Annotated in this window: 17 protein-coding genes; 7 read left to right on the top strand and 10 right to left on the bottom strand. The window is 75.0% G+C overall.

Annotated elements, in window-relative coordinates:
* Window positions 1–247 precede the first annotated feature (247 nt).
* The 4 genes from ACFFHU_RS10790 (at window position 248) to ACFFHU_RS10775 (ending at window position 2,775) form a co-directional block, all read left to right on the top strand.
* The gene (locus tag ACFFHU_RS10790; protein ID WP_377337779.1) at window positions 248–868 is read left to right on the top strand and encodes a hypothetical protein; all 621 of its coding nucleotides are present in this window, start codon (window positions 248–250) and stop codon (window positions 866–868) included.
* Window positions 869–937: 69 nt separating this feature from the next.
* The gene (locus ACFFHU_RS10785; RefSeq protein WP_377337777.1) at window positions 938–1,420 is read left to right on the top strand and encodes a glutathione peroxidase; all 483 of its coding nucleotides are present in this window, start codon (window positions 938–940) and stop codon (window positions 1,418–1,420) included.
* 56 nt (window positions 1,421–1,476) lie between these two features.
* The gene (locus ACFFHU_RS10780; protein ID WP_377337775.1) at window positions 1,477–1,953 is read left to right on the top strand and encodes a hypothetical protein; all 477 of its coding nucleotides are present in this window, start codon (window positions 1,477–1,479) and stop codon (window positions 1,951–1,953) included.
* Window positions 1,954–2,061: 108 nt separating this feature from the next.
* On the top strand, window positions 2,062–2,775 hold the full coding sequence (locus ACFFHU_RS10775; RefSeq protein WP_377337773.1) for a MerR family transcriptional regulator: 714 nt from the start codon (window positions 2,062–2,064) through the stop codon (window positions 2,773–2,775).
* An 87-nt stretch (window positions 2,776–2,862) separates the two neighbouring features.
* Here ACFFHU_RS10775 and ACFFHU_RS10770 read toward each other — a convergent pair whose 3' ends face one another.
* Window positions 2,863–4,458: an HNH endonuclease signature motif containing protein gene (locus tag ACFFHU_RS10770; RefSeq protein WP_377337771.1), complete on the bottom strand. Its 1,596-nt coding sequence runs from the start codon at window positions 4,456–4,458 to the stop codon at window positions 2,863–2,865.
* A gap of 248 nt (window positions 4,459–4,706) precedes the next feature.
* Here ACFFHU_RS10770 and ACFFHU_RS10765 point away from each other — a divergent pair, with 248 nt between their 5' ends.
* A complete protein-coding gene (locus ACFFHU_RS10765; RefSeq protein ID WP_377337769.1) occupies window positions 4,707–6,083 on the top strand; it encodes a PQQ-dependent sugar dehydrogenase in 1,377 nt (458 codons plus the stop codon).
* A gap of 109 nt (window positions 6,084–6,192) precedes the next feature.
* Here ACFFHU_RS10765 and ACFFHU_RS10760 read toward each other — a convergent pair whose 3' ends face one another.
* The 4 genes from ACFFHU_RS10760 to ACFFHU_RS10745 form a co-directional block, all read right to left on the bottom strand.
* Window positions 6,193–7,245: a Gmad2 immunoglobulin-like domain-containing protein gene (locus ACFFHU_RS10760; RefSeq protein ID WP_377337804.1), complete on the bottom strand. Its 1,053-nt coding sequence runs from the start codon at window positions 7,243–7,245 to the stop codon at window positions 6,193–6,195.
* Window positions 7,245–8,951, bottom strand: coding sequence for an ATP-binding protein (locus ACFFHU_RS10755; RefSeq protein ID WP_377337767.1), 1,707 nt, complete (start codon window positions 8,949–8,951; stop codon window positions 7,245–7,247). Before ACFFHU_RS10755 ends, ACFFHU_RS10760 begins: the two co-directional genes overlap by 1 nt.
* Before the next feature lie 9 nt (window positions 8,952–8,960).
* A complete protein-coding gene (locus ACFFHU_RS10750) occupies window positions 8,961–9,641 on the bottom strand; it encodes a response regulator (protein WP_377337765.1) in 681 nt (226 codons plus the stop codon).
* Between the two features lie 85 nt (window positions 9,642–9,726).
* The gene (locus ACFFHU_RS10745) at window positions 9,727–10,341 is read right to left on the bottom strand and encodes an AMIN-like domain-containing (lipo)protein (RefSeq protein WP_377337763.1); all 615 of its coding nucleotides are present in this window, start codon (window positions 10,339–10,341) and stop codon (window positions 9,727–9,729) included.
* Between the two features lie 154 nt (window positions 10,342–10,495).
* Here ACFFHU_RS10745 and ACFFHU_RS10740 point away from each other — a divergent pair, with 154 nt between their 5' ends.
* Window positions 10,496–11,194, top strand: a complete 699-nt coding sequence (locus ACFFHU_RS10740) for a GNAT family N-acetyltransferase (RefSeq protein WP_377337761.1) — start codon at window positions 10,496–10,498, stop codon at window positions 11,192–11,194.
* 104 nt (window positions 11,195–11,298) lie between these two features.
* Here the strand turns inward: ACFFHU_RS10740 and ACFFHU_RS10735 are convergent, their stop codons facing one another.
* Complete coding sequence (locus ACFFHU_RS10735; RefSeq protein WP_377337759.1) at window positions 11,299–14,244, bottom strand: M36 family metallopeptidase; 2,946 nt, start codon at window positions 14,242–14,244, stop codon at window positions 11,299–11,301.
* Window positions 14,245–14,435: 191 nt separating this feature from the next.
* On the opposite strand from ACFFHU_RS10735, the gene ACFFHU_RS10730 reads away from it, so the two are divergent.
* Entirely contained in the window at window positions 14,436–14,936 is a 501-nt protein-coding gene (locus tag ACFFHU_RS10730; RefSeq protein ID WP_377337757.1) for a hemerythrin domain-containing protein, read from the top strand.
* Window positions 14,937–14,988: 52 nt separating this feature from the next.
* Here the strand turns inward: ACFFHU_RS10730 and ACFFHU_RS10725 are convergent, their stop codons facing one another.
* The 4 genes from ACFFHU_RS10725 to ACFFHU_RS10710 form a co-directional block, all read right to left on the bottom strand.
* On the bottom strand, window positions 14,989–16,479 hold the full coding sequence (locus ACFFHU_RS10725) for an NAD(P)/FAD-dependent oxidoreductase (RefSeq protein WP_377337755.1): 1,491 nt from the start codon (window positions 16,477–16,479) through the stop codon (window positions 14,989–14,991).
* A 119-nt stretch (window positions 16,480–16,598) separates the two neighbouring features.
* Window positions 16,599–17,069 (bottom strand): TspO/MBR family protein, encoded by a 471-nt coding sequence (locus ACFFHU_RS10720; RefSeq protein ID WP_377337753.1) that lies wholly within the window; start codon window positions 17,067–17,069, stop codon window positions 16,599–16,601.
* 53 nt (window positions 17,070–17,122) lie between these two features.
* Complete coding sequence (locus ACFFHU_RS10715; protein ID WP_377337751.1) at window positions 17,123–17,533, bottom strand: VOC family protein; 411 nt, start codon at window positions 17,531–17,533, stop codon at window positions 17,123–17,125.
* Between the two features lie 3 nt (window positions 17,534–17,536).
* Window positions 17,537–17,965 (bottom strand): helix-turn-helix transcriptional regulator, encoded by a 429-nt coding sequence (locus ACFFHU_RS10710; RefSeq protein WP_377337749.1) that lies wholly within the window; start codon window positions 17,963–17,965, stop codon window positions 17,537–17,539.
* Window positions 17,966–17,981: the final 16 nt, after the last annotated feature.

Below are 17,981 nucleotides of genomic sequence, written 5' to 3'. Positions count from 1 at the left end.
GCGGTCCGGTGCCTCCGGCTCGCGCCGGGCTGGCCGGGCGGCGGCTGGCGGCTCGTCCTGCGGCGGTCCGCGCGGCCCGGCGGCTCCATCTCGCGGCCGAGTCGGCCTCGGCCGCGCGGACCAGGCGGGCGGGCGAGATCCGACCGCGGACCGATGATCTCGGCGGTCGGCCCGGCCTATGGTCGCTCCGACGACCGACGACCGACGACCGACGACCGACGGTCGGGACCAGCGACGGGAGCACGCCATGGCGACCATGACACTGCGCCGCACCGGACGGTGCGAGTGGAGCCTGATCGACGAGTCGGAGCGGATCGTGGGCCGGCTCCGCGGCGGCCGGCGGCTCACCTCCGCCGAGCTGACCGGCCCGGACGGCACCTGGCTGGCCCACACCCGCGACCGGCGGTGCCGTCGGACGGTCGCCGGCCCGGACGGCGTACCCGGGATGCTCCTTGAACCGCCCACGGCCCGGCTGCCCGGCGTGCCGGCCCGGACCGGCGTGCCAGCCCCGACCGGCGTGCCAGCCCCGACCGGCGCGGCGGGGGCGGGGTCGGCAGGTTGGCCGGCCGCCAGCGGCGCGCCGGCCGCACCGCGCGGCGCGGCCTCGCCGGCCTCGCCGGGCGCGGCGACCGGGCGGTGGGAACTGCGGCGGTCGCTGAGCGGCTACCGCGGCACGCTCACCGGCCCGGCAGGGTCGATCGAGCTGCGTACGGTCCGGCTCTCCCGCGGCGCGGTGCGGGTCGAGACCGCCGGGAGCTGGTCCGAGCTGGTGGTGCTGGCCGCCTGCTTCGCGCTGCTGAGCCGGCGGCAGCGGGACCGGCGGATCGCCCTGATGGCGGCCGTCGCCAGCTCACACGGTCCCTCCTGACGGGCTGGCGGCCCGGCACCCGGGCCGTCCGTTGCACAAAGGCCCCGGCTGGGCCGTAGGCTTGGCGCCATGTCCGTGTACGACATCGGTATTTCGTCCCTGGCCGGCGACGCGGATGAGCTCGGGCGGCACCGGGGGCGGCCCGCGCTCATCGTCAACGTCGCGTCGCAGTGCGGCCTGACCCCGCAGTACGCCGGCCTCGTGCGGCTGGCGGAGCGGTACCCCGAGCTCACGATCGTCGGGGTGCCGTGCAACCAGTTCGGTGGGCAGGAGCCGGGCAGCCCGGCGGAGATCGCCGAGTTCGGCAGCAGCAACTACGGGGTGACCTTCCCGCTGACCGAGAAGGTCGAGGTCAACGGGGCCGGACGGCACCCGCTGTACGGGGCCTTGGTGGACACCCCCGACGCCGAGGGGCACACCGGCGACATCCGGTGGAACTTCGAGAAGTTCCTGGTCGACGGCGACGGCAAGGTGGTCGCCCGGTTCGCCCCGCCCGTCGAGCCCGAGGACCCTCAGGTCGTGGCGGCCATCGAGAGGGTGCTGGCGGACTGAACGGCGAACCTGGCGGCGCGCCGACCGAGGCGCTGTTCCTGGGCGGCCGGTCCGGGGTGGGCAAGACCAGCGTGGCCGCCGAGATCCACGAGCAGCTGTCGGTGGCCGGCGTACGGCACTGCCTCATCGAGGGCGACAACCTGGACCAGGCATACCCGGCGCCATGGGAGCACAAGCTGGCCGAGCGCAACCTGGCGGCCATGTGGGGCAACTACCGGCGGCTCGGCTACCGCCGGCTGGTCTATACCAACACCGCGAGCGTGCGGGTGATCGACGAGCTGTCCGCGGCGATGGGCGACGACCCGCGCGTGACGGCCGTGCTGCTGACCGCGGGCGACACCACCGCCGCCGAGCGGCTGGCCCGGCGGGAGATCGGCACGGCGCTGCGCCGGCACGTCGAGCGGAGCGCGTTGGCGGCCCGCGAGCTGGACGAGGTTGTCGCCGACTGGGTGCACCGGGTCCCGACCGACGGCCGTACCGTCACCGAGATCGCCGCCGAGGTCATCGGCCTGGCCGGCTGGCCCGCGCCCTGACCCGGCCGGGTGGTTCGCCGTGCCGTGCTGCCCGGCAATCCGGCAGCCGCTCCGGCCGACTCGCTGGCGGGTTGACTCTCCGGCAGCCTGAGGATCGATCCTGATGGCGTGAACGAAGACGACCTGCTGACCATCGGCGCGTTCGCCGCGGCGACCGGCCTCACGATTCCGGCGCTGCGGCACTACGACCAGATCGAACTCTTCCGGCCCGCCCGGGTCGACCCGGACACCGGCTATCGCAGCTACGCACCGGGCCAGGTCGACGACGCCCGGCTCATCTGCCGGCTGCGTGCCGTCGGCGTGCCGATCGGCGAGCTTCGTGCGGTGCTGGGACGCCCGCCCGGGGAGGTCCGGTCGGCGCTGGACGCCCATCTCGGCCGACTGGTCGCCCAGCTGCGCGAGGTGTCGCAGCGGATCGTCGCCGTCGAGGAGTTCATCGAGCGGGACACCGTGCTGCCGGCGGCCCAGCCCGTCCGGCCGGTGCAGCTCAGGATCGCCGTGGCGGACGTCCCGCGGGCGGCGGAGTTCTATCGGACCGCGTTCGACCTCGTGTTCAACGAGTCGATCTCATCGCTGCAGTTCGGGACGTACGGCAGCGATCGGTTCTTCCTGCTCACCCTGGAGGAGCGCGCGGCTGATGCGCCCGACCGCCGCGGTACCCGGTTCGGGCTGCTCGTCGACGACGTCGACGCCGCGCACGACCGCGCGTTGCGCGCCGGCGCCGCGGAGGTCCATCCGCCCCGGGACTTCGCGTGGAAGCCGCGCACCTCGTGCGTACGCGATGCGGACGGCAACACCATCGATCTCAGCCGGGCTCACTGATCCGCCGTGGGACCAACGCCGAGGGAATTCGACCTGCCGCAGCGCGGCGACCGTCGGCAATTTGAGCAGCCGAGGGGCTTTCGCCGGTCAGCAGCGCAGGGGGTAGCGGTTGCGGCGGGGTGCCTGGTCCGGATCGATCCAGGCCGGCGGCACGAACTCGGGATGCCCGTCCGCGCCGAGCCGTACCCGCCACCGGCCCCGGTGGATCACCGTGTGGTGATGCCGGCACAGCAGGACCGCGTTGTGCAGCGCCGTCGGGCCGCCGTCGGCCCAACTGATCAGGTGGTGTCCGTCGCACCAGCGGGGTGGCCGGTCGCAGCCGGGGAAGGCACAGCCCCGGTCCCGCAGCACCAGCGCGCGGCGTAGCGCCCCGGTGAACAGCCGGCGTTGCCTCCCGACGTCCAGGACCTGCCCGCCGCCGTTGAGCACGGCGGGCAGGATCGCGGCGTCACAGGCCAGCCGGCGTACGCCCTCCGCGGACAGTCGCAGGCCGGTGTCCAATGCGCCGACGCCGAGCCGTCCGGTCAGGGCGTCGAAGCCGGCGGTGATCACGACCTGGGGTGGCTCACCGCCGTTTTGGGGCAGGTCGCCGGTGCGCAGGGCGAGCCGGAGCACCTCGCCGAGGGCGTCGTGCCGGCGCTGCCCCGGCGCTCGGTCGTCCCCGGGTCCGTTCGGGGCGGTCAGCGGATCCAGCGCGGAGATCAGCATGGATCCGGTCTCGGCATCCAACATGCCACGCAGCCGCACCCCGCCGTCCGCGGTCACCGAAAGGGTCACGTCACGACGCCGTTCCATCGCGGCGTCCTGCCGGCGCAATGCCCGTCGGTCGGCCTCCTCGGCCGCGTCGGGGGCAACATGCCACAGGATCCGCTCGGCGCAGATCCGCAACGCCCTCGGCTCCAGCGTATGGGCCTGGTCCAGGAGCATCCGCAGCGCCTTGCCGGCCACCTCCACGCCGGCCTCCCGCCGGACTCCCTCGACGGCGGCGGCGACGATCCGCGCCTGCTCCATGCTCACCCCGCCGGCCGCCACAGCCGCCCGGAGCACCGGACCCGCCGCCGTCGCGCCGCATCCGGCCGCGCCCGACGTCATGACAAGGTCACGGTCCGGTCCGGCATCGTCGTCCGGGCGGTCGCGGTTGTCCGCGGCATGGCCACCGCCGTCTGCACCGCGACCGCCGCCGCCCGGACCGGGATCGCCGCCCGGGCCGGGATCGCCGCCCGGGCCGGTACCGCCGCCCGGACCGGACCCGCCGCCCGGACCGGGATCGCCGTCTGGGCTGGTGCCGCCGCCCGGACCGGACCCGCCGCCCGGACCGGGATCGCCGTCTGGGCCGGTGCCGCCGTCCGGACCGGCGTTCTGCGGGTAGGGCAGCGGAGCCAGACCGGATGCCGCGGCGTCGGCGTCCAACCAGGACGCGTCGGTCACCAGCCGGCGCGCCTCCCCGGCCGGGATCCGCAACCGATCCCGCAGCCATGCGGCCGTCGACGAGGCGCCCTGGGCGGCGGCCAGGCCGCGGCCGTCGACCTCCCGCACCAACGCCAGGCGTGCCACCACCAGCCGCCGCAGCGCCACCTGCACCTCGTCCAGCGCGACCGTCAGCGCCACGTCCGCCAGCGGCCACGTCGACGCCGACACGCACGCGCCGGCATGCGCCGCCACCGCCTGGAACTCCCCCGTCACGCCTCATACGCTTGCACCGGCGTACGACCAAACGGCCCGACGGCCAAGCCTCCGACCAGGCGTTTCGGATGGCGCACGAACGGACCGGATCGTCGGCTGCGCCCGGCCGGATCGTCGGCTGCGCCCGTCGCGACACCGCCACCCGCAGGCCGAACCGGCTGTGCCGCCCAGGGACGTTGGTCAACCTGGTGACGGGCGGCCTGCCGCCGGCCGCGGTAGCTCGGCGGCCGGCGGGTAGAAACGTACCCATGAACACGTTCGTGCGCGCGACGGCGGCCGCGGGGCTGGCGCTCACCCTGGCGGCGTGCTCCGCCGACCAGCCGGCCCCTCCGGTGCCCAACCCCCGGGCCACCCCGCCGCCGCACCCGACCGCGGCCTCCGCGGGGGTGGCGGCGCTGGCGGAGACGGCCGTACGTCCGCTCGCCGACACCGGCGCGGCGCCCTTCGACCAGCCGCGGCGGCTTCAGGCGCCGCCCGGCTGGACGGTCACCGTCTGGGCCCGGACGCCCGGCGCCCGGCTGCTGGCCTGGACCCCGGACGGGCGGCTGCTGGTCTCCCGGCCCAAGGCGGGCGACGTGGTCGAGCTCGTACCGGGTCGGGGCGACTCGGCGCCGAGCCAGCGCACCCTGGTCGACGGATTGAACCAGCCGCACGGGTTGGCGTTCGCCGGCGACACGCTCTACGTGGCCGAGAGCGACCGGATCGACGCGTTCACGTACCGGGCCGGGGCCGTCTCGGGCCGGCGGGTCGTGGTCGACGGGCTGCCCGACGCCAAGAGCCCCGAGCTGCACGGCGCCTACGCGCACGCCCTCAAGAGCGTCGTTGTCGGCAAGGACGGCGCGCTCTACTTCTCGATCGGCTCGACCGGGAACGTGTCGGCCCGGGACCGGGATACGGACCCCCAGCGGGCGGCCATCCTGCGGGTGCCGGCGGGCGGCGGGAAGCCCGCGGTCTTCACGCGCGGCGTACGCAACGGCACGGGGCTCGCGGTCGATCCCAACGGCGGAGTGTGGACCGCGGTCAACAACCGCGACAACGTCGAATATCCGGACCCGGGGGACTACGACGGCGACGGCAGGTCGGACCAGGGCCGGGTCATGCAGGCGTACGTCAACGACCATCCGCTCGAGCCGCTGGCCCGGTTGACGCAGGGGCGTGACCTCGGCTGGCCGTACTGCAATCCGGACCCGGACGTGCGGCCCGGCGCGAAGGACTCGCCGCTGAGCTACAGCTGGCGGCCGTTCGTGCGGGACATCCAGCACAACCGCGACGGCGGGAAGCTCGACTGCGGGGCGCTGCCACCGGTCGAGCAGGGCATGGGGGCGCACTCGGCGCCGCTGGGGCTGAGCTTCGCGACCTCGCCGGGGCTGGCGGGCGGATATGGCCCGGGCGCCCTGGTCGGGATCCACGGCTCCTGGAACCGCAACCCACCGCGAGCGCCGGAGGTGTCGTTCTTCGCCTGGCGTTCCGGCAGTCTCGGCCCGCAGCAGACCCTGCTGACGGGTTTCCAGGACCGGGACGGCTCGCGCTGGGGTCGGCCGGTGATGGCCGTGCAGGGCCCCGACCGGGCCGTGTACGTCAGCGACGACGTGGCCGGGGCGATCTACCGGGTCACCGCGCCCTGAGCGTACGGTCGCCCGGGCCCGCCGGGGCGACCCGCCGCGACCGCCGGCGACGACCCGGTCGGCCGCCGTGACCGCGGGCCACGACCCGGTGGGCCGTCGCGACCGCCGGCTACGACCCGGTGAGCCGGACGGGCCGCGACACCAGGTTGACCCGGCTGCCGTCCCGGGCCGACACCTCGAAGACCTCGATCCGGCCCGCCGTGGAGCCGCTGCCGGCCCGGAGAGCGTCCGCCGCCGGGGAACCGCCGCCCGCCGGGGGACCGCCCGCCACCGGTTCACCGCCCGCCGCGGGGTCACTGGCCGGCGAGGTGCGGCCGCCCGCGGCGGCGCGGGGCGGCAGCCGGTAGCCGAGCGTCAGCCGGTAGTCGCCGCGGCAGCCACTGCCGCAGCTCGCCACCGTGAAGCCGGCCGCCAGCTGCCGGCCGGCCGCGTCCAGGATGCGCACGTTGACGGTCGCCTCGAAGACGTCCGCGGTGCCGGTCACCGTCACCGGGTTCGGCACGGTCTCCCCGATTCCCGGCGCGGTCACCACGATCGGCGGCAGCAGATCCGCGAAGTCGGTCCGGTCCAGCGCCGGCGAGTCGGGGCGGCCGGCCCGGCGGAACACCACCCGGTCGACGGTGGGGAACTGGGTGAGGCTGTACACGACCTGCGCCTGGCGCAGCCGTACCGTCGCCGTGCCCCCGTTGTCGAAGCCGGCGGTCACGGTCAGCGTCTCCACCCGGCCGGCGAGGCCGGCGATGGCGATGCCCGTCGGCACCGAGGTGCCCAGCCCCGCGGCCGCCTCGGCCGGGGTCGGCCCGGCGGCCAGCTCGGCGAGGGTGAGCCGGGAGGTGGCCGGGGCGGCCGGCCGGACCCGGCGGGTCGGCTCCAACCGTCCGTCGTGGACGTACCACAGCTCGAGCGTGAGGGTGTCGCTCCGGCTCGGGCCCGTAGCGGGGTAGGTGACCGGCGACGATGGCGGAGCCGGGGCCGGGCCGGCCGACCCGCCGGGGCCGGCGGTGGCCGTGATGGCCGGGGCGGGGGTGGCCGCCGGGGACGCCGTCCCGGTCGGGGACGCCGGCGGGGCGGTGGGGGCCGGCCCCAGCGATCCCACGCTGGGCGCGCAGCCGGCCGTCGCCAGCAGGACCGCCGGGACCAGGAGAAACGCCGGCCGCCGCATCACGCCCCCGATCCGCCGGCGCTGTCCGCCGGCCGCGCCGGCCGCCCGGGTGACCCCGCCGGATTGGACGACCCTGCCGGATCGGACGGGGCCGGGGAGTCCGGCGCCGTCGGCGCGGGTGACGCCGAGAGAGCGGCCGACGCAGGAGGCCCCGGCGGCACCGGGAGCGCGGGCGGGGCCGGTGGCAGGTCCACCCGGGCCCGGGTGCCCGCGCCGGGCCGGCTGTCCAGGGTCAGGGTGGCGCCGAGCAGCCGGGCGTTCTCCCGGGCGATGGCCAGCCCCAGTCCGCTGCCCGGGCCGGTGCGCGCCGGATCGGCCTTGTAGAAGCGGTCGAACAGGTGCGGCAGGTGCTCGGCCGGAATGCCCGGACCGCCGTCGGCGACCGTGACGGTGGCGCCCGGCCCGGCGCCCTCGACGGTCACCACCACGTCGCGGCCGCCGTGCTCCACGGCGTTGGCCACCAGGTTGGCCAGCACCCGTTCCAGCCGCCGGGGGTCGGTGTGGCGCACGGTCGGTCGGCCGGTGACGCGTACCCGGTCCGTCCAGCCGCGGGCGGCCACGAGCGCCGTCACCGCGGCCAGCAGGTCCACCGGGGACGCCGCGACGGGCTCGCGCCCGGCGTCCAGCCGGGAGATCTCCATCAGGTCCTCGACCAGGCGGCGCAGCCGGACGGCGTCGCCCGCCAGCAGCTGCGCGGGCCGGCGCAGCTCGTCCGGCAGCTCGTCGAGGCGGTCGCGCAGCAGCGCCGCCGCGCCCACCAGCGCGGTGACGGGGGTACGCAGCTCGTGCGCCACATCGGAGGTGAACCGGCGTTCCCGGCGCTGGGCGGCGGCCAGCGCCGCCAGCTGGTCCTGCAACGCGTCGGCCATCTGGTTGAACGACAGGGCCCAGGCGCCGAACTCGTCCCGTCCGGTCACCGGCAGGCGGGTCGAGAGCAACCCCTCGGCGATCGCCCGGGCCGCCCGGCTGGCCCGGCCGACGGGTTCGAGGGTCCGCCGGGCAAGGGCGTGGCCGACGGCGGCGGCCAGCACCAGCACCAGCAGCCAGCCGGCCAGCAGCGCATAGCGCAGCTGTGCCAGGTCGCGCCGGATCCGGTCCTCCGGGTGTACGACGTAGAGCTCGGCCGCCGAGCCCGGGATCCGTCCGCCGACGATCAGCCGGTCGGCGCTGCGTTCGTACCCGAGCTGCCCGGCGCCGACCAGGGACCGCAACCGGGGCGCGAGCCCCGGGTTGACGTCCGGGTTGGACGGCACCGGCGCCCCGGCGCCGGCAGCGGCGGCGAGACCGCCGGCCGGGGCGGTGAAACCCGGCCCGGGGGCGCTGCCCGGCCCGGCGGGAGTGCCGCTCGGCCCGCCACCGGAAGCGCCGGTGGCCAGCAGCACGTGCTGGCCGCTGCCCTCGAACGAGTTCAGCAGCTCGGCGCTGCGGGCGTCGTCCAGCGGCAGGAACTGCCCGGCCAGCACCAGCTGGTAGCGCAGCTCGGTGCCGGCCTGGTCGAGCGAGTCGGCCAGCCGGGCCTGCCGGACCAACAGGTACGACCCGACCGCCAGCAGCGCCGCGGCGATCCCCGCCACCAGCACGAACGCCACGGTGAGCCGACGGCGGAACCGGCCGGGCGGCACGGTTCCCGTGGCGGCCGCCCGGCCCCGGGCCGGCGGCGCGGGCCGGTCCGGCTGCTGGCCCGGGCGGTCGGTCACGGCGGACACCGGTACGCCTCAGCGCTCGTCGAGCTTGTAGCCGACGCCCCGGACCGTGCGGATCAGCGCCGGCCGGGCCGGATCGGTCTCGATCTTGGCCCGCAGCCGCTGCACGGCGACGTCCACCAGCCGCGAGTCGCCGAGGTACGGGTAGCCCCAGACCCGGTCCAGCAGCAGCTCCCGGGTGAACACCCGGCCGGGCCGGCGGGCCAGTTCCAGCAGCAGCCGGAACTCGGTGGCGGTGAGCGGGACGTCCCGGCCCGCCCGGCGGACGGCGTACCGTCCCGGGTCGATCTCCAGCCCGCCGGCCCGCAGCACCGGCTCCTCCTCCGGCACGCTGCCGCGGCGCAGCAGGGCGCGCACCCGGGCGACCAGCTCGGCCGGCTCGAACGGCTTGCGCAGGTAGTCGTCGGCGCCGCACTCCAGACCCGCCACCACGTCGACGGTGTCGGTGCGCGCGGTCACCATGAGGATGGGTACGCCGCTGGTCCGGCGCACCTCCCGACACACCTCGAGCCCGTCCAGGCCGGGCAGCATCACATCGAGGACGATCAGGTCGACGCCGCCGGCGCGCCAGCGCTCCAACGCCGAGCGGCCGTCGCCGCTGGCGCTCACCCGGAAGCCCGACCGGCGCAGCCCGATCGCGGTCACCTCGCGGATCGACGGGTCGTCCTCAACCACGAGCACGTGACCGTCCATGAGGAACGGTAACGCCGGACGGGCCGGCGGGGCATCGTCCGCCCCGCCAGCCCCTCCACCGACCGGTGGCGCCGGGGTGTCGGTCCTATTGCCACCGGTGCGCCACGTCGAGCACGATCCGGCTGTGCGTGCCCGGTCCGGTCAGCACGGTCACCCGGAACGGCAGCCGGTCCCGCACGCCCACGGCGAACGTCGTGTAGCCCTCCGAGCTGCCGCCGTACACCACGTCCCGCAGCGTCTGGTAGCCGAGCAGGTTGAGCGGGTGCGCGCCGGTGCTGGCCGGATACCGCACGGTGCCGGTGTTCGGGTCGGCCACCGGGTCGAGCAGCGTCACCTCCAGCACCGCCCCGCCGGCCGTGTACGGCGACAGCGCCAACCCCTGGCCCTGGGTGTACGCCTCGCCGTAGCGCACCCGGTAGCCGTTGGCCGGACCGTCGATCTCGAAGACCAACCGGTCGTAGCAGTCCTGCTGGCCGGCGCGTACCTCGATCAGCGGCGCCGTGGCCAGCGCGCCGCCGGACTTGTCGGCGCTGCCCCAGGTGATCCCGCAGTACGGCGTGGCGGTGGCCGCCACCTGCGCGGCGGCCGGGACGAGCCGGGCCGCCGGCGCCACCCGCGCGGCGGCCGCGGCGATCGACCCGCCGGCCAGCAGCGTGCCGGCCGCCACCAGCGTGGCCAGCAATGCCCTCGTGATTCTCATCATGCCCTCCCGTGCGCGGACCCGGTGGTCCGCTCACCGCCCACGGTCACCGCCGCGCGCCACCGCCACTTCGCAGCCGGGTAACCGTGTCGTAACAGCGCGGGCCGGAGCCGGCCCGTGGCCTTGTTGCACATGTTTTGCAATAATGCCTGTGATGATCGAGAAACCCGCGGCCCGGCCGCTCCCGGAGGCTGCCGGACCGTCCGCCCGGGGCGCCGCGGATGCCCTCCCCGACGTGGTCATGTCGTGGGGTCGCGGGTGGGCCGTCTCGCGCGGTGTTCCCAGCCCCGTGGAGGTCCCGGGGGGATTCCGGGCCGACGTGGGCCGGCCGGGCCACCGGGTCCGGTACGTGCTGCACACCTGGGACAGCGGACGGCTTTCGGCGCTTGCCCGGCGGGTCACCGCCCCCGGGACCTGGATCAAGGCCGCCGGACGCGCCGCCGAGCTGCGCGGCGCGCTGCCCGCCGGCTGGACCATGGACAGCAGCGGCCACCTGATGACCGCCCGGCTCACCGTCGGCGTCGCCGATCCGCCGCCGCCGTACCGGATCCGGGTCGCGCTCGACTGTGCGGTCGTCGTCGCCACGGTCGTCGACGGTGACGGCGGCACGGCCGCCTGCGGGCGGATGGCGCCGGCCGGCGGGTGCGCCATCGTCGACCAGGTGCAGACACATCCGGCGCATCGGCGTCGCGGCCTCGGCGCGAGCGTCATGCGGGCGCTGAGCGACCATGCGGCCCGCAGCGGGCTGGGCACCGGCATCCTGGTCGCCACCGATGACGGTCGCCGGCTGTACCAGACGCTTGGCTGGACGCTGCGGTCCGAGATCGCCGTGGCGTACGTCCCGCAGGACTGAGCCGGCGAGCCGACCCGGATCCCCGGCGGCAGCTCGGGACCACGCGGGAAGGGCCGGCCGGCACGATGCCGACCGGCCCCACCCGGTGTTCCGTCAGCGCGCCGTCAGTGCGCGAACGCCTGGAACTCGGCGACCCGGACGTTGCGGGCCTGCAGGCTCGCGGTGGAGCAGTCCGTGGCGGCCCGCGGGTCGTTGTCCCGCTCCCCGGCGTACGCGGGTGCGCCGGTGCACTGGTTGGTGACCACCTCGAGCCGCAGGTGCGACGCCGTGGTGCGGGGGATGTCGAACGAACGGATGATCAGCTCCGGCGCCCGCGGCCGGGGCTGCCCGGACGGGAAGGCGTCGGCCGGGCTGGTGTACGCCACCCGGAAGTCGGCCGGATCGGTGCAGTCCACCCCGGCCCGGGCCGTGCAGGCCAGCACCCGGAACTGCCGCAGCGCCGAGAACCGGCTCTGCGTGCCGCTGTCCGGGTTGGTCGGGTCCGCCGGCCGCAGCATGGCGCTCACCTGCACCCGGCGTACCTGGGTGGCGCCGCCGGCCAGCGCGACCGTCACGCCCCGGCCGGCCACCGGCGCGCCCAGCGAGGCCCAGTTGGTGGCCTCGTTGTCGTCGGCGATCTGGTCGAGGTTGATCCCGTCACCGCTGACGGTGGCGCCGGCCGCGGTGGAGGCCACATTCGGCCACATCCGCACCGGCAGCGTCCGGTGCTCCCCGGCGCGGATCGTGACCGGCCCGATCCGGACGTGCCCGTAGCCGGGCGCCCGGACCACGAAGTCGTACCGGCCGGGCACCAGCGCGACCTCGCCGGTCAGCGGGGTCGCCGGATCGGTGTCGGCCACCGGCACGGCCCGGGCCTGGTAGTCGCCCACGAACAGCTGAGCGCCCGGCACCGGTCCGCCCGGACCGACCGGGTTGAACCGGACGGTCGCCTCCCGGGCGTACGGGGAGGCGAAGCTCGGCGTCGGGTCCGCGTCGTTGTACCCGTTGCTGGCGGCCGCCTCGCCCAGACCGCGCTTGGCGAAGGCGTTCCACAGCAGGTCCTGGTTGGCCCCACCGAACCGGATCCGGTCGGCGGCCAGCATGGCGTCCCGGGAGTCGACCATGCTGATCCGGTTCGCGGTCAGCAGCGGGAACGAGTCGAACACCAGCTGGATCCAGCGCCGGTTGCCGGGGCAGCGCTGCACCGGCCGCTCGCCGTTGGCGCACGCGCGCTGCACGGCCGACCCGGCGTCGCCGTACCGGCGCAGCATGGCGTCCCGGATGTCGTAGTTGGTGGCCGTCCACACCTCGCCGGAGGCGTGCACCTGCAGCCCGACGAAGTCGTAGTCGATGGCGCTGTAGTTGAGCGGGCTGTCGCTCATGTTGTAGTTGCGGATCCCGGCCTTCGGGTCCCCGGTCACGTACTCGCCCTCGGTGAACCCGCGACGGCCCGGCGCGGCATAGCCGTACTCGTGCAGGTACTCCATGGCCAGCTGGTCGGACCAGCTCTCGCTCATGCCCTGCGGCGAGCTGAAGCCGCTGTCCGGGCCGGCGATCATCCGGTTGGTGATGGCGTGGCTGTACTCGTGGCCGATCACCGACATGTCGTAGTCGCCGTCCACGCAGGGGGCGTAGAACGAGCCGGCGATCGACTGCCAGAGGTACATGTTGGTGGTCGGCGGGATGCCGTCGCCGGGGGTGATCTGGTTGGCGTTGTCCCGCGCCTCGAAGTTCGGCGGGCCGCCGCTCACCCCGCCGGCCTGGGCGTTGCCCTGCTCGTGGTCGCCGCCCGTGCCGCCGCGGCCGAACGTGTCGTCCTGCATGTTCCACAGCGCCTCGGTGAACCCGAGGTGGTAGGACCAGTCGTGCATCCGGTTGTGCATGGCGAACAGGTTCGCCCGGGCCGCGTCGATGTCGTTGCGCTGCGGCGTGGTGAACGCGTCCGGGCTGCACCCGGAGTCGTGCCACTGGTTGGTCCAGGGGTAGACGTACTGCCGGTCCGGCCGCGGGGTGGCGGTCTCGGTGCCGACCGAGTACGGGTCGTTGCTGAACCAGTTGTGCACCGCGATGGCGTTGTTGCCCCGGGTGGTCTGGGTGGACCGACCGGTGGCCGGGTCCACGTCCCAGGGCAGCGGGGAGGCCGCGCTGGCCAGCGTCTCGTCGCAGCCGTGCGCCCGGTTGAAGCACCACCGGGTGCGCCGGTCGGCCGAGGAGTAGTCCTTGGGCGGCGAGTTCGGGTAGACCGCCCAGCTCGGGTTGTCGGCCGGGTCGCTGTCGTGCTCGGAGTCGACCAGGTCCTCCCGGAGCAGCACCGAGCCGTCCCGGGCGTCGACATAGGTGCTCAGGGCCGTGGGCTGGGCGCCGGTCAGGTCCGCGCCCAGCACCACCTCGTAGGCGGTCCGGGCGCCGCGGTCCGGCGTCGGCACGGCCACCAGCCGGCTGCGCAGCACGGTGGCCGGGGTGGCGGTGGCCGCGTCCCGCACGGCCGCCCGCTCGGCGTCGGCCCGGCTGAGGGTGGCCGGCTGCGGCGCCGCGGCGTCGGGCGCGAGCGAGGAGCTGACGTACCAGACCTCGCCCTTGCGCAGGCCGACGGCGAGCATGCCGTCCACCGCGGCCGGCAGGTCGCCGAAGCGCTGCCGGAACAGCACGGCCGCGCCCTCGCCCATCGGCACCACCGCGAGCTGCTCCAGCGCGTCGGCGCCGCGGGCGGTGAGGCCCAGCAGATCCCGGTTGGCGGCCACGTACGCCCGGGCGGCCCGGGCCGGGTCGGCGGGCAGGCCGGTGGCCAGCGGCCGGTCCGGCGCGGTGAGGGTGGCGGGGGTGCCGAAGCTGTTCCATCGGGCCCGGGCGCCGAGGCCGGCGGCCCGGTCCCGCTGGTGGGTGGTCGGCGCCACCAACCCGGTTCGGTTGTCCTGTGTCCTGTCGTGGGAGCCGTCGATGCGTACCGTGTCGGGTTGGGTTCGGGCCGGATGGCCGGGTTCGGCCTGCCCGCCCGTCCCGGTGGTCAGCACGAGTGCGGCCGCCACCAGCATCACGGTGGTACCCGCCGTCGCACGGGATGGTGTGCGCACGGAGCCTCCTTGTCGTTCGGCAATTACCGCTCCTGGCATCCGAACAGGACGGCAACCCGTCGAACAGGGGCCGAACATCCAAAAGATTTCGATTGAGCGATCAGTGCGCCGCCCGAGCCGTGGCGGCGCTCGTTTGCCGGGATGACCGCTCGGGTACGGGCGTCGCACGTCACCCGATCGGGAGGTAACCGGTGTCCACCGACGCGATTGTGCTGCTCAAGGACGACCACAAGGAGCTGCGCCAGCTGTTCAGGTCGTTCGAGCAGGCCGGCGAGAACGCCGCGAAGACCAAGGCCAAGCTCGTGCAGCAGATCCTGGAGCTGCTCACCGTGCACACGTACCTGGAGAACGAGTGCATGTATCCGGAGGTCCGCAAGCGGCTGCCGGACCTGGAGGACGACGTCCTGGAGTCCTACGAGGAGCACCACGTGGCCGACGTGCTCTGCTTCGAGCTCGCCGGGATGGACCCGGGCGACGAGCGGTACGACGCCAAGGTCACCGTGCTGATCGAGAACGTCACGCACCACATGGAGGAGGAGGAACAGGACTGGTTCCCGCAGGTGCGGGCGGGGATGGGCCGCAACGACCTGCAGGAGCTCGGGGCCACCATGCTGGTGATGCGGGAGAAGGCGCCGCGCAAGCCGACCGCGCCGAAGGCCCTGAAGAAGGCCATGGACGCCGCCCGGGCCTGACGCGAAGGGGGTCCGCGCCGACCGGCGCGGACCCCCTTCGTCGTGTTGCTGGTCAGCGGCGCAGCGCGCTGGCCTCGCCGGGCCGGCCCTCCCGGGCCAGCGGGGCGGCCTGGTCCGCCTCGTCGGTGTGCGGCGCCGCGGCGCCGGCGTCCTGCGGATCGGTCACCCGGCCGCGCCGGAGCGGCTCGTCCACGCCGCGCGAATCGCGGTCGCCGAACCGGATCAGCCCGGGGCCCACCTGGCGCAGCGCCCGCCGCGCGAAGACCTGCTGGAACGTGGCCACCCGCTCGGACCGGCCCCGGCCGATGAAGCTGACCGCCCAGTGCAGCACGGTGGTCAGCCGGTTCTTGAACCCGACCAGGTAGAACAGGTGCACGACCAGCCACATCAGCCAGCCGATCAGGCCGCTGAACCGGAGCTTGCCGACGCTGGCCACCGCCGAGAACCGGGAGATGGTCGCCATGCTGCCCTTGTCGAAGTAGTGGAACGGCTGGCCGGTCGGCTTGCCGCGCAGCCGGCGGCGGATCTGGTCGGCCGCGTGCCGGCCGCTCTGGATGGCCACCTGGGCCACCCCGGGCAGCCGGTCCAGCGCCATCATGTCGCCCACCGCGAAGATCTCCGGGTGTCCCGGCAGGGTGCAGTCCGGGTTGACCTTGATCCGGCCGGCCCGGTCGATCTCGGCGCCGGCCACCTCGGCCAACTGCCGGGCCAGTGGGGGAGCGGCCACCCCGGCCGCCCAGATCTTGGTCATCGACGGGATCCGCTGGTGCCCGCGTGGCGTCTCCACCTCGATGCCGGTGTCGTCCACCCCGACCACCTTGTTGCCCAGCTCCACCTCGACGCCGAGCCGGTGCAGCTGGCGCAGGGCGTGCGTGGAGAGGTGGTCGCCGAAGCTCGGCAGCACCGCGTCGAGGGCGTCCAGCAGGATCACCCGGGCCCGCCGGGTGTCGATCCGCCGGAACTGCTTCGGCAGGGTCCGGTGCGCCAGCTCGGCGATCTGCCCGGCCATCTCCACGCCGGTCGGACCGGCGCCGACCACCACGAAGGTGAGCCACCGGTCGATCAGCTCCGGGTCGGACTCCAGCTCGGCCAGCTCGAACGCGCCGAAGATCCGGCCGCGCAGCTCGAGCGCGTCGTCGATGCTCTTCATGCCCGGCGCGTACTCGGCGAACTGGTCGTTGCCGAAGTAGGACTGGGAGGCGCCGGCCGCCACGATGAGGCTGTCGTACTCCACCTTGTAGGAGGTGCCGGGCGCCTCGGCGGTCACCGTCCTCGCGTCCACATCCACGGACGTGACGGTGCCCATCAGCACCTCGACGTTGTCCTGCTTGCGCAGGATCTCCCGGATCGGCGGCGCGATCTCGCCCTCGGACAGGATGCCCGTGGCCACCTGGTAGAGCAGCGGCTGGAACAGGTGCTGGGCCGTGCCGTTGATCAGCGTGATGTCCACGGGCGCGTTGCGCAGGGCCTTGGTGGCGAACAGGCCACCGAACCCCGCTCCGACCACGACCACGTGGTGCCGGCGTTGCGGTTTCGTGCTCATCTTTTGATCTCCGGTCCCCGACGACTACGGGACAAACAGTACGTCCGCCGCGGCACGGAAGCACGGCGGTGTATCGCAGGCCACGGGGCGATCTCGCGCACAGCGACGCTGGTCACAGCTCACCGCCCCGGATTCCGGGCCGCGATGGCCGCGTTCAGCGCGGTGGCGAAGCCGGTCCAGGCCACGTACGGCAGCAGCGCCGCCCCGGCCACCCGGTCGGCCCGCCAGGCCCGGGTCGTCAGGGCGAGGTTGGCCGCGTTCAGCGCGGCCAGCTCGGCGAGCGCCAGCCGCGGGCGGCGGGCCCGGAAGAACAGCGCCGTCCAGCCCGCGTTCAGCAGCAGGTCGGCGCCGTACGTCCAAGCGAAACCCGCCCGTTCGGCGCCCTGTGTCCGGTTCAGCGCCCGGGCGCCGGCCAGCGCGATCAGGCCGTACAGCGGGGTCCACACCGCCGGAAAGGCGGCCGGCGGCGGCTGCCAGCGCGGCTTGTCGAGGGAGCGGTACCACCGGGAGGCGGGCGCGGTGGCGGCCGAACCCGCCGCGGCCGTGGCCGCCACCGCGAGGGTGGCTCCGAGGGTGTTCGTCAGGCGCATACCGGTCGAGTACCCCGCTCCGCGGCCATCGATGCGGCAAAGGCAGCGGCGGCTCAGGCCCGGGCCGGCTGGTTGATCCGCACCTGGTTGCCGGCCGGGTCCCGGAACGCGCAGTCGCGCACCCCGTACGGCTGGTCCATCGGCTCCTGGAGCACCTCGGCCCCGCTCGCCGCGACCTTCTCGAACAGCGTGTCCACGTCGTCGGTCGCCAGGACGAGGCCGGACAGCGCCCCCTTGGCCAGCAGCGCGCGCAGCGCCTCCGCGTCACCGGCCGACCGGCCCGCGCCCACGGACTGCAGCACGATGCCCAGCTCCGGCTGGGTCCGGGGCCCCACGGTCAGCCAGCGAGCCCCCTCCATGGCCACGTCCTGGCGCACCTCGAAGCCGAGCGTGTCGCGGTAGAACGCGAGCGCCGCGTCGTGGTCGTCGACCTCGAGGAACGTGTAGTGCAGGTTCAGCTCCATGGCTCAGGACGCTACCGGGCCGGGTTGGCTCGCGGCGCCGGCATGCCGGCTGGGCCGGGTCACCAACTTGGCCCAGCAGGCCGGCACGGGGGCGAGCGCGCTGTGGTTGCGGGCCCGGTACGCGCTGGGACTCTCCCCGACCAGCTCGGCGAACCGGGCGCTGAACGAGCCCAGCGAGGTGGCGCCCACCGCCATGCAGACGTCGGTGACGGACAGGTCGCCCCGGCGCAGCAGCGCCTTGGCCCGCTCGATCCGCCGGGTCATCAGGTAGGAGTACGGGGTCTCGCCGTACACGGCGCGGAACTGGCGGGAGAAGTGCCCCGGCGACATCAGCGCGGTGCGGGCCATGGCCGGCACGTCGAGCGGGCGGTCGTACTCGCGGTCGATGAGGTCACGCGCCCGGCGCAGGTGCCTGAGGTCCTCGGGGGTCACCCCGCAAGGATCGCAC

This window comes from Plantactinospora siamensis, from assembly GCF_042434095.1.
Lineage (GTDB): Bacteria > Actinomycetota > Actinomycetes > Mycobacteriales > Micromonosporaceae > KBS50.
This window is presented reverse-complemented; position numbering and strand designations above follow the sequence as displayed.